The organism is Rhizobium sp. ZW T2_16 (genome assembly GCF_044987325.1).
Lineage (GTDB): Bacteria > Pseudomonadota > Alphaproteobacteria > Rhizobiales > Rhizobiaceae > Neorhizobium > Neorhizobium cellulosilyticum.
The window spans coordinates 68,316-83,393 of the sequence record NZ_JBJDRG010000008.1; the positions used below are offsets into that span (position 1 = coordinate 68,316).

At 58.7% G+C, this 15,078-nt stretch carries 13 protein-coding genes; 7 read left to right on the forward strand and 6 right to left on the reverse strand.

All coding sequences use genetic code 11. From position 1 onward, the window contains the following. Positions 1-12 precede the first annotated feature (12 nt). The gene (locus tag ACI3K0_RS19325; RefSeq protein WP_404945986.1) at positions 13-807 is read left to right on the forward strand and encodes a ParA family protein; all 795 of its coding nucleotides are present in this window, start codon (positions 13-15) and stop codon (positions 805-807) included. A gap of 23 nt (positions 808-830) precedes the next feature. Continuing rightward, positions 831-1,709, forward strand: a complete 879-nt coding sequence (locus ACI3K0_RS19330) for a ParB/RepB/Spo0J family partition protein (RefSeq protein WP_183829781.1) — start codon at positions 831-833, stop codon at positions 1,707-1,709. 66 nt (positions 1,710-1,775) lie between these two features. Here the strand turns inward: ACI3K0_RS19330 and holA are convergent, their stop codons facing one another. From holA to leuS, 3 genes are read right to left on the reverse strand one after another with little or no spacing between them, the layout of a single operon-like run. Then, positions 1,776-2,810 (reverse strand): DNA polymerase III subunit delta, encoded by a 1,035-nt coding sequence (gene holA / locus ACI3K0_RS19335; protein ID WP_183829784.1) that lies wholly within the window; start codon positions 2,808-2,810, stop codon positions 1,776-1,778. Continuing rightward, positions 2,798-3,358 (reverse strand): hypothetical protein, encoded by a 561-nt coding sequence (locus ACI3K0_RS19340; protein WP_246712531.1) that lies wholly within the window; start codon positions 3,356-3,358, stop codon positions 2,798-2,800. Before ACI3K0_RS19340 ends, holA begins: the two co-directional genes overlap by 13 nt. After that, positions 3,348-5,981: a leucine--tRNA ligase gene (gene leuS / locus ACI3K0_RS19345; RefSeq protein WP_183829787.1), complete on the reverse strand. Its 2,634-nt coding sequence runs from the start codon at positions 5,979-5,981 to the stop codon at positions 3,348-3,350. Before leuS ends, ACI3K0_RS19340 begins: the two co-directional genes overlap by 11 nt. 181 nt (positions 5,982-6,162) lie before the next feature. On the opposite strand from leuS, the gene ACI3K0_RS19350 reads away from it, so the two are divergent. Further along, a complete protein-coding gene (locus tag ACI3K0_RS19350; RefSeq protein ID WP_183829790.1) occupies positions 6,163-6,822 on the forward strand; it encodes a YggS family pyridoxal phosphate-dependent enzyme in 660 nt (219 codons plus the stop codon). An 87-nt stretch (positions 6,823-6,909) separates the two neighbouring features. Further along, positions 6,910-8,844: an AMP-binding protein gene (locus ACI3K0_RS19355; RefSeq protein WP_404945987.1), complete on the forward strand. Its 1,935-nt coding sequence runs from the start codon at positions 6,910-6,912 to the stop codon at positions 8,842-8,844. 62 nt (positions 8,845-8,906) lie between these two features. Here ACI3K0_RS19355 and ACI3K0_RS19360 read toward each other — a convergent pair whose 3' ends face one another. Beyond that, complete coding sequence (locus ACI3K0_RS19360) at positions 8,907-9,620, reverse strand: DUF1013 domain-containing protein (protein WP_112455192.1); 714 nt, start codon at positions 9,618-9,620, stop codon at positions 8,907-8,909. Positions 9,621-9,872: 252 nt separating this feature from the next. On the opposite strand from ACI3K0_RS19360, the gene acs reads away from it, so the two are divergent. Further along, positions 9,873-11,828 (forward strand): acetate--CoA ligase, encoded by a 1,956-nt coding sequence (acs, locus tag ACI3K0_RS19365; protein ID WP_404945988.1) that lies wholly within the window; start codon positions 9,873-9,875, stop codon positions 11,826-11,828. Between the two features lie 11 nt (positions 11,829-11,839). Here the strand turns inward: acs and ACI3K0_RS19370 are convergent, their stop codons facing one another. Then, positions 11,840-12,283 (reverse strand): thermonuclease family protein, encoded by a 444-nt coding sequence (locus tag ACI3K0_RS19370; RefSeq protein WP_404945989.1) that lies wholly within the window; start codon positions 12,281-12,283, stop codon positions 11,840-11,842. Positions 12,284-12,350: 67 nt separating this feature from the next. Continuing rightward, positions 12,351-12,569, reverse strand: coding sequence for a DUF1674 domain-containing protein (locus tag ACI3K0_RS19375; RefSeq protein ID WP_148143801.1), 219 nt, complete (start codon positions 12,567-12,569; stop codon positions 12,351-12,353). 135 nt (positions 12,570-12,704) lie between these two features. Here ACI3K0_RS19375 and htpX point away from each other — a divergent pair, with 135 nt between their 5' ends. Both htpX and ACI3K0_RS19385 read left to right on the forward strand, forming a co-directional pair. Next, complete coding sequence (gene htpX / locus ACI3K0_RS19380; RefSeq protein ID WP_404945990.1) at positions 12,705-13,682, forward strand: zinc metalloprotease HtpX; 978 nt, start codon at positions 12,705-12,707, stop codon at positions 13,680-13,682. Further along, the gene (locus tag ACI3K0_RS19385; protein WP_404946055.1) at positions 13,673-15,070 is read left to right on the forward strand and encodes an RsmB/NOP family class I SAM-dependent RNA methyltransferase; all 1,398 of its coding nucleotides are present in this window, start codon (positions 13,673-13,675) and stop codon (positions 15,068-15,070) included. The genes htpX and ACI3K0_RS19385 overlap by 10 nt, the downstream gene beginning before the upstream one ends. The last annotated feature ends 8 nt before the right edge of the window (positions 15,071-15,078 follow it).

Here is a 15,078-nt window from a genome sequence, read left to right on the forward strand (position 1 = left end):
AGCGGGTGCCAGATGTTTGATAAGCGTCGTATCATCACAATTGCAAATCAAAAAGGCGGCGTCGGTAAAACGACGACGGCCATAAATCTTGCGACTGCACTGGCCGCTATTGGCCAGAACGTTCTGATTGTTGATTTGGATCCCCAAGGGAATGCAAGTACTGGCCTCGGCATCGATCGCCGTGACCGCAAGGTGTCGTCCTACGATATTCTTGTCGGCGAGGCCTCGGTTGGTGAAGCTGCGGTTAAAACTGCCGTTCCCAACCTGTCGATTGTACCGTCGACGATGGACTTGCTTGGCTTTGAGATGGAAATTTCCCAGGCGCAGGACCGGGCGTTCCGGCTGAAAAAAGCTCTGGTTTCAAGTGGTGCAGAGAAATTCAATTACATTCTGCTTGATTGCCCGCCTTCGTTCAATCTGTTGACGATGAACGCGATGGCTGCGGCAGACTCAGTCCTTGTTCCTCTACAGTGCGAATTTTTCGCGCTTGAGGGCTTGAGTCAGTTGCTTGAGACCGTTGATCAGGTTCGTCGTACCGTCAATCCGGGGCTTGATATTCAGGGTATCGTTTTGACCATGTTCGATGCCCGCAACAATCTCGCACAGCAGGTTGTCAACGATGTCCGCACCTATCTCGGAGAGAAGGTCTATCAGACGCTGATCCCTCGCAATGTTCGCGTGTCGGAGGCACCGTCATATGGTAAGCCGGCTATCCTTTATGATCTGAAATGCGCAGGCAGTCAGGCATATCTGCAGCTCGCCTCGGAAGTCATCCAGCGCGAGAGAATGCGCAAAGTCGCGGCATAGACGTAGTAGATAGGGTAAAGCGTATGAACGACGATGTATCGAAGCGCCGCCTGGGGCGCGGTCTGGCGGCGCTGATCGGCGAGATGGATCAGCCTATGCCGACGGGCAATGCGCCGGTCAATGTCAGTCCTGACCGGATGGTGCCGATCGAGAACATCACGCGCAACCCGCGCAACCCGCGCCGTCATTTCGACGAAAGCGAATTGCAGGATCTGGCAAGTTCGATCCGTCAGCACGGGATAGTTCAGCCGATCGTCACGCGGACGCTGCCAGACGGCCAGTTCGAGATCATCGCGGGTGAACGCCGCTGGCGTGCTTCCCAGCTTGCCGGTCTGGTGGAAGTGCCGGTTATCGTGCGCAACGTCGATGACAGGACCGCGCTCGAAATCGCAATCGTTGAAAACGTTCAGCGGTCCGATCTCAATCCGCTGGAAGAAGCGCTGGGCTATGAGCAGCTTATCGCCGAGCACGGATATACGCAAAACGATCTGGGCGACATTATCGGCAAGAGCCGAAGCCATGTAGCGAACAGCCTGCGTCTTCTGAAGCTGCCCTCGCCCGTTCGAGACATGCTGTCATCCGGCACGCTCTCTGCCGGTCATGCCCGCGCGCTGATCCCGACATCCGACCCGACGGCGCTTGCAAAGGCGGTTGTCGCAAAGGGCATGTCTGTACGTGATGCAGAGCGTCTGGCGCAGAACGATATCCGTTCGCAGTCGGAACCGCAGACTGCGACGAAGCCGGAAAAAGATTCGGATACGGTTGCCCTGGAGCGGACGTTGACGGATTCCCTTGGGCTGGAGGTGAAGATCAACCACAGGGGTGGCCCGGGTCAGATCAGGATCTCCTACAAGACTCTTGAGCAGCTTGAAGAAATCTGCCGCCTGCTGGAGCGTCGCTGAGGCACGCAGAGATAGTTTGGTTGTCTTCCGTATAAGCTGCGCAAAGCCTTGTTTTTGCGCAGCTTTTTACTGTTTTGATGCTTGAAGTGCGGCGCCTAGAAGAGCATGAAATACAATGCTCGGCTCAAGACTTTGTCTTTGACGGGACATCAGTATGGCGGACTGGATGCGTGAGGCTTCGCGGCTGGCGGCTTCGGGCCTCCATACCCTGAGAGCTTTCTCAAAGACGGGTTTGCGCTTGAAATGGATATGGCGGCCGAGGGTTGCCATAACCTGGCCGGCCGGCGTTCGCTTCTCCTCCATCTCGATCTTCATCGCATCAAGCAATTGAAACTGCTTCAGGCACGATTGCAGGATAAGGAATAGCGGTGTCTTGGAGGTGAGGATCTTCTGGAATGCGCGATGAAAGGCCGGAAGGTCGCCGGTCAATATCGCATCGACAGCGTCGTCTGCGGACACACTGCTGGCATCCCCGATGATCTCATCGACATGGTGTTCCTCGATCCTGTCCATTCCTCGGCAGTAAAGCGCAAGCTTGCGGATCTCGTTGCGCGAGGCCACGCGATCACCACCCAGCTGGTCAATCAGCTGTCGCCGAGCTTCGCTGGTGATCGTTAGTGAATCACTTGCCAGTTCGGTATCGATAAGCGCGTTGAGTGCGCGGGCATCGTCGGCGTAACACGGTATCACGGCGACAGCCCGGGACGGCTCGACGATCTTTCTGAGACCGCTTCCCTTTTTCAGGTCGCCTGCCTCGATGAGGAGCGTATTGGCAGGCGCGCCCTGCCCCAGAATGGTCTGGACGGCATCCAGGACAGGCTTCTCATTGTTCACGCCGCGCAGCCATATGAGCTTCTCGCCGCCGAAAAGTCCCATTGCATTGACTTCGTCCAGAAGCCGTCCAGGATCGCCTTGAAGGTCGGAAACGTCGAGCTTCAGGAGCGCGAAGGGATCATCGAGTGAAACTCCACTGCGCTTGGCAATGAGGTTTGCCCGTTCCGATACAAGTCCGCGATCTGGTCCGTAGATGACGTAGAAGCGATAGAGCTCGGCGCCCTTTTCAACAAAGCGATCGAACTCGTGCGACTTTATTTCTGCCATGCGGGTTGCTGCAGCGGTGGCTCTTTGGCAAGGACGATCGCGACATCCGCGCGGATGAACTCTGCCAGTTCGCGCGCTGCGCGGTTTTCACCATCCCTGATGGCGCGCAGTTTGGCGAAGCTCTGGCGAGACACGTCGATCAGCGCAACACTGGAATGTTCACTGCGCTTGAGAACTTGGCCGTCGACGCTACGGGTCAGCGTGTAGGAGCCGGTTACCTGGACACGGCCGGCAACGGGAACGCTGGCCTCCGCCAGTCCGTCATCGTCGAGAACGTTCGATGCCGTGCTGGAAACATGCAGGGTGACAGTATAAGCCGGATTCAGAGGCTCGCCGGCACCGCCGGCAGCCAGGAACACCAACTCGTTGCGAACGACCTGCTCAACGCGGTTCTTCGGCTCGGAAAAGCCCACGGATGCGAGCTTGGGGGCCGTGCCACCGGCCTGCGAATAAAGCGGCCGAACCTGGCAGCCTGCCAGGCCAGCGCAGAGCGCCAGCCCCAGAAGGAGGGCGCTACGACGTGGCAAAGATGAGCGGTCAGGCAACAATGTTCACGATCCTCTGTGGGACAACGATGATCTTCTTCGGCGCGCGGCCTTCGAGCGCAGCTTTCACCACGTCCAGCGCCAAAACTGCAGCTTCAACAGTACTTTGATCCGCGTCGCGCGCGATTGTCAATTCGCCACGCTTCTTGCCATTGATCTGGACAGGCAGTGTGACATCGTTCTCGACAACCAGCGCTTCATCGAAGTTCGGCCAAGCCGTTTTCGATACCATTTCGCCATTGCCAAGTACGGTCCAGCATTCCTCGGCCAGATGTGGTGTCATCGGTGCGACGATCTGGATCAGGATTTCCGCAGCGTTGCGAACGGCAGCGCGATAGGCCTCGTCACCCTTGCCCGCAGCAACATCGGTCAGTGGGGCTGCAAGGGCGTTTACGAGCTCATAGATGCGCGCCACGGCCTTGTTGAAGGAGAGCTTGTCCAGATCACCCTGAACCGCCTGCAGTGTTTTGTGGGCAAGCTGTGAGATCGCCAGGCCGTCACCGTCCTTGGCAGGAGCCGGTGAAACGGTCTTCAGATTGTCGGCGGCTTCCGAGATCAGACGCCAGAGGCGCTGGGTGAAGCGATGCGCGCCTTCAACGCCTGCTTCCGACCAGATCACGTCGCGATCGGGCGGGCTGTCGGAGAGTACGAAGAAGCGGGCCGTGTCAGCGCCGTAAGATGCTATGATATCGTCGGGATCGACGACATTCTTCTTGGACTTCGACATCTTCTCGATCGAGCCGATGGTAACTTCTTCGCCGTTCCTCAACAGCGTTGCCGTGCGCTTGCCGTCGGTTTCCTCAATCTTGATGTCGGCCGGGGCGATCCATTCGCCCTTCTGGCCTTCCGCGCCCAAGCGATAGGTTTCATGCACGACCATGCCCTGGGTGAAGAGGCCCTTGAAGGGCTCCTTGACCGCGACATGGCCGGTCTCGCGCATGGCGCGGGTGAAGAAGCGGGAATAGAGCAGGTGCAGGATCGCGTGTTCGATGCCGCCGATATACTGATCGACCGGCAGCCAGTGGTTGGCAACCTTCGGATCGGTCGGCTCGTTCAGCCACGGAGCGGTGAAGCGGGTGAAATACCAGCTGGAATCGACGAACGTGTCCATCGTGTCCGTCTCGCGACGGGCATCGTGTCCGCATTGCGGGCAAGAGACGTGGCGCCAGGTGGCGTGACGGTCGAGTGGGTTGCCCGGCAGGTCGAAGGTTACGTCGTCGGGCAATTGCACCGGCAGGTCCTTCTTCGGCACAGGAACTACGCCGCATACCTCGCAATGGATGACCGGGATCGGGCAGCCCCAGTAGCGCTGGCGGGAAATACCCCAGTCACGCAGGCGGAAATTGACTTTGCGCTCGCCCTGGGGCGCGTCTGCCAGCACTTGCTGCGACAGCTTGTCAGCGACAATCTGGAAGGCTTCTTCCGTCGTCTGGCCGTCGAGGAAGCGCGAATTGATCATCACGCCGTCATCGACATAAGCAGTTTCGCCAACCTCGAACGTTGCTGCATCGCCATCGGCCGGCATGACGACCGGGACGACCGGGAGATCGTATCTGCGAGCAAAATCCAGGTCGCGCTGGTCACCCGACGGGCAGCCGAAGATAGCGCCCGTGCCGTATTCCATCAGAACGAAGTTCGCGACATAGACCGGCAGTTCCCAAGAAGGATCGAGCGGATGTTTCACGCGGATGCCGGTGTCGATGCCCTTCTTCTCGGCCGTTTCGAGCGCTGCGAGCGAGGTGCCCTGACGGCGGCATTCTTCAGCGAAGGATTCGATAGCCGGATTCCTTACCGCTGCGGCCTTGGCCAGCGGATGGTCGGCAGCGATCGCCAAGAAGGATGCCCCGAACAATGTGTCAGGGCGGGTTGTGTAGACGGTGACTTCGGTTTCGCCGGCGGGAGCGGTGGAAGATACGATTTCCCAGCGCACGGCCATGCCTTCGGAACGGCCGATCCAGTTCTTCTGCATCAGGCGGACCTTTTCAGGCCATTGATCGAGATGATCCAGCTCGTCCAGCAGGTCCTGGCTGAAATCGGTGATCTTGAAAAACCACTGAACCAGCTCGCGCTGTTCGACCAGCGCACCGGAGCGCCAGCCGCGGCCGTCGATCACCTGCTCGTTGGCCAGAACCGTCTGGTCGACCGGGTCCCAGTTGACCTTCGACTGCTTGCGATAGACCAGGCCCTTTTCCATCATGTCGAGGAAGAGGTGCTGCTGCTGCTGGTAATATTCGACGTCGCAGGTGGCGAATTCACGGGACCAGTCCAGCGACAGGCCCATTGCCTTCAGCTGCTTCTTCATCGATTCGATGTTCTGGTAGGTCCAGGATTTCGGATGAGTCTTGTTGTCCCGCGCGGCGTTTTCCGCCGGCATGCCGAACGCGTCCCAGCCCATCGGGTGCAGAACGTTGAAACCGCGGGCGCGCTTGTAGCGAGCAACCACGTCGCCCATCGCGTAGTTGCGCACATGGCCCATGTGGATGCGGCCGGACGGATAAGGGAACATCTCGAGGACGTAATATTTTTCCCGCGGGTCGGCGTTGTCGGTTTCGAAAACCTTCGCCTCGTTCCATTTCTGCTGCCAACGGGGTTCAGCATCGCGCGGGTTGTAACGTTCAGTCGCCATCTGGATGATATTCCGGGAAATCAAGATAAAAGATACGGGCAGACCTTCACCATGAATGGCCGCAAGCGTCAAGTTTTTGAGGCTTGCGGGGCGTCAAACTTTGATGCGGAATGCCCTTGGCAGAGCCTCATATGGGCTTTAATCGCTGATCTCACAAGAAATGCGGAAAAGGATGCGGGCAATGGACATCGAAGAACGGTTGCAGGACGTGAAGGGCAAGATCGCCAAGGCGGAGAAATATGCCAAACGTCCGGCAGGTTCCGCGACGCTGGTCGCCGTGTCCAAAACCTTCGATGCCGACGCGATCCGTCCCGTGATTGCTGCAGGCCAGCGTGTGTTCGGCGAAAACCGGGTGCAGGAAAGCCAAGGCAAATGGCCGGATCTGAAGGCCGAGACCGCTGGTATCGAACTGCATTTGATCGGGCCGCTGCAATCCAACAAGGCTGCCGACGCGATTGCGCTGTTCGACGTGATCGAGACGGTCGATCGCGAGAAAATCGCCCGGGCGCTGGCGGAAGAGATGACGAAGCAGGGCAAAACGCCAAAACTCTATGTGCAGGTCAATACCGGGCTCGAACCGCAGAAGGCGGGTATTGCGCCGAAGGAAACGAAAGCCTTTGTCGAATTCTGCCGCAAGGATCTCGGGCTTTCCATCGAAGGCCTGATGTGCATTCCGCCGGCGGAAGAAAATCCAGGCCCTCATTTCGCGCTGCTTGAAAAACTCGCCAGGGAATGCGGCGTCGAAAAACTCTCGATGGGCATGTCCGGTGATTTCGAGACGGCCGTCGAGTTCGGTGCAACGAGCGTCCGCGTCGGGTCGGCCATTTTCGGCGCGCGATAGGCCTACCCCCTTCGTCGGGGTTTCCGGCACCTCCCGACCAGCCTAGATTGCTTCTATCAGGCTCGGCTCATGTAACGGGAGGTGCATATGCAAAGCCGCTATTTCGACGTTTATGGCGCGTGGCAGTGGGATCCGGAAGGGTTCTGGGAGGAGGCCGCCAAGGCAATCGACTGGTTTAGGCCGCCGGACAGCATTTTTGACCCGGATCAGGGTGTCTATGGCCGCTGGTTTGTCGGGGCCGAGACGAATACCTGCTTCAACTGCCTTGATCGGCATGTCGCAGCCGGACGCGGTGAGCAGGCCGCCTTCATTTACGACAGCGCCATGACCGGGGAGCGCAAAAGCTTCACCTATGCGGAGGTTCTTTCCGAAGTGAAGGCGATTGCTGCAGTGCTTGCAGATCTCGGCATTGGCAAGGGTGATCGGGTGGTCATCTATATGCCGATGGTGCCGGAAGCGGTGTTTTCCATGCTCGCCTGCGCCCGTCTCGGCGCGGTGCATTCCGTCGTTTTCGGCGGGTTTGCGGCACAGGAGCTGGCGGCGCGGCTGAACGATTCGCAAGCGAAACTAATTATTTCTGCAAGCTGTGGGCTGGAGCCCGGTCGTGTGGTTGCCTACAAGCCGCTGGTCGACAAGGCGATCGAACTGGCAGCGGTGAAGCCTGACAATTGCCTCATACTGCAGCGCCCCCAACTCGTTGTTTCGCTCGATGCTGAACGGGGTGAACTCGATTTTGCCGCAATGGTCGAAGCAGCGCGGGGACGTGACGTGCCTTGCGTGCCGGTAAACGCCACGGACCCGCTTTACATTCTTTACACATCCGGCACGACCGGGCAGCCAAAGGGTGTGGTGCGCGACAATGGCGGGCATATGGTGGCGCTGTTATGGACGATGCCGAATGTTTTCGGTGTCTCACCCGGTGAGGTATTCTGGGCAGCATCGGATATCGGCTGGGTCGTCGGTCATTCCTACATCGTTTACGCGCCGCTTCTGAACGGCAATACAAGTGTTATCTTCGAAGGGAAGCCGGTTGGAACACCGGATGCCGGGACATTCTGGCGCGTCGTTGCTGAGCATGATGTCAAAGTCTTTTTCACCGCACCGACGGCATTTCGAGCGATCCGTCGCGATGATCCCGAAGGCGAACTGGTCGAAAACCATGATCTGCTGGGATTGCGGGCTCTGTTTCTTGCCGGCGAGCGCCTCGACCCGGAGACGCTCAAATGGGCTGAGCAAAAGCTGAAGGTACCGGTGATCGATCACTGGTGGCAGACGGAAACCGGCTGGCCTGTCGTTGCAAACCCGGTGGGGCTGGGCCTGATGCCGTTCAAGCCCGGCTCGCCGACGCGGGTTCTGCCGGGATATGCAATCGATGTGGTCGATGATGCCGGCATGCCCGTGCCAAAAGGCATACTCGGCAATATCGTCCTCAAACTTCCCCTGCCCCCAGGCTGCCTGCCGACATTCTGGAATGCCGACGAGCGGTTCCGCGAAAACTGCCTCGAAGAGTTTCCCGGTTACTACAAGACGGCAGATGCCGGGATTATCGATGACGACGGCTATATTTTCGTGATGGCGCGCACCGACGATATCATCAATTGCGCCGGCCACCGGCTGTCCACGGGCTCGATGGAAGAGGTCTGTGCAAGACATCCGGATGTCGCCGAGTGTGCGGTCATCGGCGTCAAGGACAAGGTCAAGGGTCAGATCCCCTGCGGTTTCCTGGTGCTGAAGAACCATGTTTCACGGGAAACTTCCGAGATCGCCGCGGAGGTGGCCGGCATGGTCCGCAACGAGATCGGGCCGGTTGCCGCCTTCAAGACGGTGATGGTGGTGCCGAAACTGCCCAAAACCCGATCAGGCAAAATCCTTCGCGGCACGATGCAGAAGATTGCCGACGACATGCCATGGACCATGCCGGCGACGATCGAGGATCCGGGGACGCTGGATGTGGTTCGGGAAACTCTTTGGAAGAACGGCTTTGCTCATCAAGAAAAGAGCACGGCGGCGCCGGTCGGATGAGCCAAAAAGAAAAGCCCCGGAGATGATCCGGGGCTTTTGAATTCCTTGAGAGAGGCGAACGCTTAGAAGCGATCTTCCTCGTCTTCCTCTTCGGTGCGGGTGGACTTGAGGGAGGAAAGCTTGGCGAAGACGGCGTCTGCGTCGATTTCCTTCTCTTCCTCACGCTCATTGCGGTAATCGCCGAAGCCGAGGTTTTCGGTCTCGGATGCCGGCTGCAGGGACGCGCCGAGTTCGGCAGCGGTTGGCAACGGACGGTTCTTGGAAGCCTTTTCGACTTCGAGGTCGAGGTCGATCTGCGAGCAGAGGCCGAGCGTTACCGGGTCCATCGGAGCGAGGTTCGCGGCGTTCCAGTGGGTGCGCTCGCGGATCTGTTCGATGGTTGACTTGGTCGTGCCGACGAGACGCGAAATCTGGGCGTCCTTCAGTTCCGGGTGGTTGCGAACCAGCCAGAGAATGGCGTTCGGGCGGTCCTGGCGCTTCGAGACCGGCGTGTAACGCGGGCCGCGACGCTTGGATTCCGGAACGCGAACTTTTGGCTCGGAAAGCTTCAGCTTGTGATTGATGTCCTTTTCGCCGCGCTCGATTTCGTCGCGGGAAAGCTGGCCGGTGGCGATCGGGTCGAGGCCCTTGATACCCTGAGCGGCTTCACCATCAGCGATCGCCTTGACCTCGAGCGGATGCAGTTTGCAGAACTGCGCGATCTGGTCGAAGGAGAGGGCCGTATTGTCGACAAGCCATACTGCGGTGGCCTTCGGCATAAGCAATTGTTGAGCCATGGGTATAGTTCCTCTGTCCGTCCGCGCCGGTGTCGCGGGCCGTGGGTATCAACCACAATTTCCGGGAATTCATCGCCGTATAATCGAATTAGGACAGAATTGCAATTCTCTGAAACAGGATCCTTGTCGATCGCATTTCAGACCCTCACAGCCATTTGTCTAATTGCCGCTTCCGCCCCAATTGCTATGAATGCCAAAATGTCGCACCGATGACGTATGTCAGGTCGACGGTGCAAGTGAGGGAGGAATCACATGTCCGAAAAAGTCTATCCGGTTCTCAAGTCCACCAAGGCTAAAGCGCTCATCGACAAGGACAAATATGAAAAATGGTACGAGGAGAGCATCGAGGATCCGGACAAGTTCTGGGGCAAGCATGGCCGCCGGATCGACTGGTTCAAGCCCTACACGAAAGTGAAGAACACGTCCTTCAAGGGACGGGTTTCGATCAAGTGGTTCGAGGACGGGCTGACCAACGTTTCCTATAATTGCATTGACCGCCACCTGAAAACCCATGGTGAGCGCACGGCGATCATCTGGGAAGGCGACAACCCCTATATCGACAAGAAGATCACCTATAACCAGCTCTATGATCAGGTCTGCCGCATGGCGAACGTGCTGAAGAAGCATGGAGTCAAGAAGGGCGATCGCGTTACCATCTATATGCCGATGATCCCGGAAGCGGCCTATGCGATGCTGGCCTGCGCACGTATCGGCGCGGTGCATTCGGTCGTCTTCGGCGGGTTTTCACCGGAGGCACTGGCGGGTCGCATCGTCGACTGCCAGTCGACATTCGTGATCACTTGCGACGAGGGCGTGCGAGGCGGAAAGCCGGTGCCGCTGAAGGAGAATACCGACAAGGCGATCCATATCGCGGCGCGCCAGTATGTGACGGTGAACAAGGTTCTGGTCGTGCGCCGTACCGGCGGCAAGACCAACTGGGCGCCGGGCCGCGATATCTGGTACCATCAGGAAATCGCCACCGTGAAGGGGCATTGCGAGCCGGTGAAGATGAGGGCGGAAGATCCGCTGTTCATCCTCTACACGTCCGGTTCGACCGGCAAGCCGAAAGGCGTTCTGCACACGACAGGCGGTTATCTCGTCTATGCGGCGATGACCCATGAATATACGTTCGATTATCAGGATGGCGATATCTATTGGTGCACGGCCGACGTGGGCTGGGTCACTGGGCATTCCTATCTCGTCTATGGGCCGCTGGCGAATTGCGCCACGACGCTGATGTTCGAAGGCGTGCCGAATTTTCCCGATCAGGGCCGGTTCTGGGAAATCGTCGACAAGCATAAGGTCAACATCTTCTACACGGCACCGACTGCGATCCGATCACTGATCGGGGCTGGTGACGATTTCGTCAAGCGCTCGTCGCGCGAAAGCCTTCGCCTGCTCGGCACGGTCGGCGAGCCGATCAACCCGGAAGCCTGGGAATGGTATTACAACGTGGTCGGCGAAAAGCGCTGCCCGGTGGTGGATACCTGGTGGCAGACCGAAACCGGCGGTCACATGATTACGCCGTTGCCCGGCGCCACGGACCTGAAACCCGGATCGGCCACCAAGCCGTTCTTCGGGGTGAAACCGCAGCTCGTCGATAACGAGGGCAATGTTCTCGAAGGGGCTGCCGATGGAAACCTCTGCATCACCGATAGCTGGCCGGGTCAGATGCGCACCGTCTACGGCGATCACGAACGTTTCATTCAGACCTATTTCTCCACCTACAAGGGGAAATATTTCACCGGCGACGGCTGCCGGCGCGACGAGGATGGCTATTACTGGATTACCGGCCGCGTCGATGACGTGCTTAACGTGTCGGGCCATCGTCTGGGTACGGCGGAAGTGGAATCGGCGCTGGTCTCGCACCATCTCGTATCGGAAGCGGCCGTGGTCGGTTATCCGCATGGCATCAAGGGTCAGGGCATCTATTGCTATGTGACTCTGATGGCCGGCAATGCCGGCACTGATGAATTGCGGCAGGAGCTTACCAAGCATGTTCGCAACGAGATCGGTCCGATTGCGGCGCCAGACAAGATCCAGTTTTCGCCGGGCCTGCCGAAAACCCGTTCCGGCAAGATCATGCGCCGTATCCTTCGCAAGATCGCCGAGGACGATTTCGGAGCACTTGGGGATACATCGACGCTTGCCGACCCCGCAGTGGTGGATGACCTGATCGCCAATCGTCAGAACAAGGTCGACGCTTGATTTGAGAACCCTCAGCTGCCGCAAGTCTCTCTTGGCTTGCGGCCGCCATCATAGCTGCGGACAAGGCCGGCGAGCAGCAGGCCGTCTGCCACGCTATGACCGTCCGACAGGATGACATCGGCAACGATGCGACCGAAATATTTATCACCGGCAATTCGCGTCAGCTGGATGGTGGGTGATTGCGCGGTCATGCTTTCGAGGGATTGTCGGGCATCCTGCCCCGCTGCTCGCACCGCTTCGCATTTCGATTTAAGTTCAGGTGCGTCTATGCCGCGAATGCGGACATAGACTTCCATTTTCTGCTGCGGCCATGGCTGGGCTTCGACCAGCAGAGTGTCTCCATCGATGACCCGGAGAATTTCCGCAGAGACCGGGCCGGAGATTTCGTCGCGTGCCTGCGCCCCGGCCACGAAGACCGACAGAATGACTGCGATGGAAAATAGCGCCCTGATCATGAAAGGAATAAATTCCGATCATAATTCGAAGTCAATAGGAATTTTATCTTATGTCCCGGACCACGATCTAGAAGTCGATGGCGCGGCCGTTGATTTCCCAGTCGCCGAAGCGGGCTGGATCCGCGCCGCCGCGGCCGCCGAATTCTTCCGGCATATTGGCCTTGGCCTCTGCCTGGCGGCGTTCTTCCGCTTCCTTCAGCGCGCGCTGTGCCGCGGGTGAAAGCGGCTTTTTCGCTGCACCATCCTCAGAGATGTTTTCCATGTTGTCGTTGTCCGCGCTTTGCATGTCCCGCATCACCGCAAGGTTTATTGAAAAATCAGGTCGAATTGACCACATGATAGGGCGTTCATAACCGCTAGAAAACCCTTGGGCGATTATTCGTATCGCGTAAGGGACGAAATCGGCAACGGAGAGATGACGATGAATGTGATGCGCACCGCCATGCTTCTGGCCTTCATGACCGCACTGTTCATGGGGATCGGGTTTCTGATCGGCGGCAAGGGCGGCATGATGATCGCATTGGTGATCGCAGCCGGCATGAACTTGTTTTCCTATTGGAATTCCGACAAGATGGTGCTGCGCGCCTATCACGCCCAAGAGGTGGACGAGCGCACGGCTCCGGAATTCTACCGGATGATCCGCGATCTTTCGGCCAATGCAGGCCTGCCAATGCCGAAGGTTTATATCTACGATAATCCGCAACCGAATGCCTTTGCGACGGGCCGTAATCCGGAAAACTCTGCCGTCGCGGCCTCGACCGGGCTTTTGCAGCGCCTGACGCATGAGGAAGTCGCTGGTGTCATGGCGCATGAGCTGGCGCATGTGCAGAACCGCGACACGCTGATCATGACGATCACCGCAACGCTGGCAGGTGCGATTTCCATGCTCGGCAATTTTGCGTTCCTGTTCAGTGGCAATCGCGAGAACAACAACAACCCGTTCGGGTTCATCGGCGTGCTCGTTGCGATGATCGTGGCACCCTTCGCTGCCATGCTGGTGCAGATGGCGATCAGCCGTACGCGCGAATATTCAGCCGACCGTCGTGGTGCAGAAATCTGCGGTAACCCGATGTGGCTTGCTTCCGCGCTTGCCAAGATTGCCGGTTCCGCGCATTCGATCCCGAATTACGAGGCTGAGCGCAATCCGGCGACGGCGCATATGTTCATTATCAATCCGCTTTCCGGCGAGCGCATGGACAATCTGTTCTCGACGCACCCGAATACCGAAAACCGCATCGCTGCGCTTCAGCAAATGGCGAGTGAGTCTCGCGGTGGTGGGTCGACGGGATCGTTTTCGGCTGGTAGACCCCAGCGCACCGCGCGCTCCGTGCCGAATTCAGGTGCAAACAACCCCTGGGGCCGCGGATCGGATGAACCGCGCAAAGGTCCCTGGTCTTGAACGAGCCAAAAAACAAGAAACCGCACAAAAACTCGCCCAGGAAGCCGGCACCTGATCGTACAGGTTCCGAGCCGAGAAAACCCGGGTTCGAAGTTCGGGCGACGGCCGCGAAGCTGCTTGCAGCCGCCGTCGATCGCAAGACGTCGCTCGATGGCATGCTGGACCTGACCCATGGCAATCCCGCCTACAAGGCACTGAACGATGCCGACCGGGCGCTGACACGCGCTATCCTGACCACTGCGCTTCGCCACCTGCCGCGGGTTGAAGCGGCCATTGCCTCGATGATCGAAACGCCGCTGCCGGAAGGCGCGCGTGCTCTCCAGCATGTTCTGGTCGTTGCCACCGCGCAGATCCTGCATCTGGATGTGCCGTCCCATGCCGCAGTCGATCTTGCTGTCGAACAGGCCAATCGCGATCCGCGCAATCGCCGTTTCGCCAAACTCGTCAATGCCGTTTTGCGTCGGCTGGCGCGCGAAAAGGACGAGGTTCTGGCGGCAACCGCTTCCATTTCGCCGGTGCCGGACTGGTTCCGTGCACGGCTCGTGAGCGCCTATGGCGAAGCGGAAGCAACCCGGATTGCCGAGGCGCAGCTTACGCCGCCGGCTATCGACCTGACGGTCAAGCGTGATCCGCAGGCATGGGCGGAAAAGCTCGGGGCAAGGGTCCTGCCGACCGGCAGTATCCGCCTTGGAGAATTCGAAGGATCGGTGACCGCGCTCGAAGGTTTCGACCAAGGCGATTGGTGGGTTCAGGACGCTGCAGCCAGCATTCCGGCAAAGCTGTTCGGGGATCTGAAGGGCAAGTGTGTGGCGGATCTCTGCGCGGCGCCAGGCGGCAAGACTGCCCAGCTGATTGCAGCCGGTGCAGTGGTAACGGCCGTCGAACAATCATCCAACCGTCTCGCGCGGTTGAAGGAAAACCTTGGCCGTCTCGGCATGAGTGCCGAGCTGGTGGGAGGGGACCTGTTCAAATATTCGCCTGAAGAAAAGCTCGACGGCATTCTTCTCGATGCGCCCTGCTCGTCCACTGGCACGACGCGCCGGCATCCGGACGTGCTCTGGACCAAGGGCATGCAGGATATCGAAAAGCTAGCGGCGCTTCAGGAAAAGATGCTGCGACATGCGGTGACTCTGGTGAAAAGCGGCGGCATGATTGTCTTTTCGAACTGCTCGCTGGATCCGCTGGAGGGCGAAGAGCTGATCGAACGGGTTCTGGCCGATACTCCGTCCGTGAAGCGGGTGCCGGTCGACCCAGTGAACTGGCCTGGGCTTGAAAACGCAATCACGGCTCAGGGCGATTTCAGGACGACGCCGGCGATGATCCCGCCTTCGGATGGTTTTGCCGGCGGCATGGATGGTTTCTTTGCCAGCGTGTTGCGTGTCGAGTAAGGTTTTAT

Coding starts and splice junctions, on each gene's coding strand:
- ACI3K0_RS19325 (WP_404945986.1), top strand. CDS start 13: ATGTTTGATAAGCGTCGTATCATCACAATTGCAAATCAAAAAGGCGGC.
- ACI3K0_RS19330 (WP_183829781.1), top strand. CDS start 831: ATGAACGACGATGTATCGAAGCGCCGCCTGGGGCGCGGTCTGGCGGCG.
- holA (WP_183829784.1), bottom strand. CDS start 2,810: ATGGCAGAAATAAAGTCGCACGAGTTCGATCGCTTTGTTGAAAAGGGC.
- leuS (WP_183829787.1), bottom strand. CDS start 5,981: ATGGCGACTGAACGTTACAACCCGCGCGATGCTGAACCCCGTTGGCAG.
- ACI3K0_RS19350 (WP_183829790.1), top strand. CDS start 6,163: ATGGACATCGAAGAACGGTTGCAGGACGTGAAGGGCAAGATCGCCAAG.
- ACI3K0_RS19355 (WP_404945987.1), top strand. CDS start 6,910: ATGCAAAGCCGCTATTTCGACGTTTATGGCGCGTGGCAGTGGGATCCG.
- ACI3K0_RS19360 (WP_112455192.1), bottom strand. CDS start 9,620: ATGGCTCAACAATTGCTTATGCCGAAGGCCACCGCAGTATGGCTTGTC.
- acs (WP_404945988.1), top strand. CDS start 9,873: ATGTCCGAAAAAGTCTATCCGGTTCTCAAGTCCACCAAGGCTAAAGCG.
- ACI3K0_RS19370 (WP_404945989.1), bottom strand. CDS start 12,283: ATGATCAGGGCGCTATTTTCCATCGCAGTCATTCTGTCGGTCTTCGTG.
- ACI3K0_RS19375 (WP_148143801.1), bottom strand. CDS start 12,569: ATGCAAAGCGCGGACAACGACAACATGGAAAACATCTCTGAGGATGGT.
- htpX (WP_404945990.1), top strand. CDS start 12,705: ATGAATGTGATGCGCACCGCCATGCTTCTGGCCTTCATGACCGCACTG.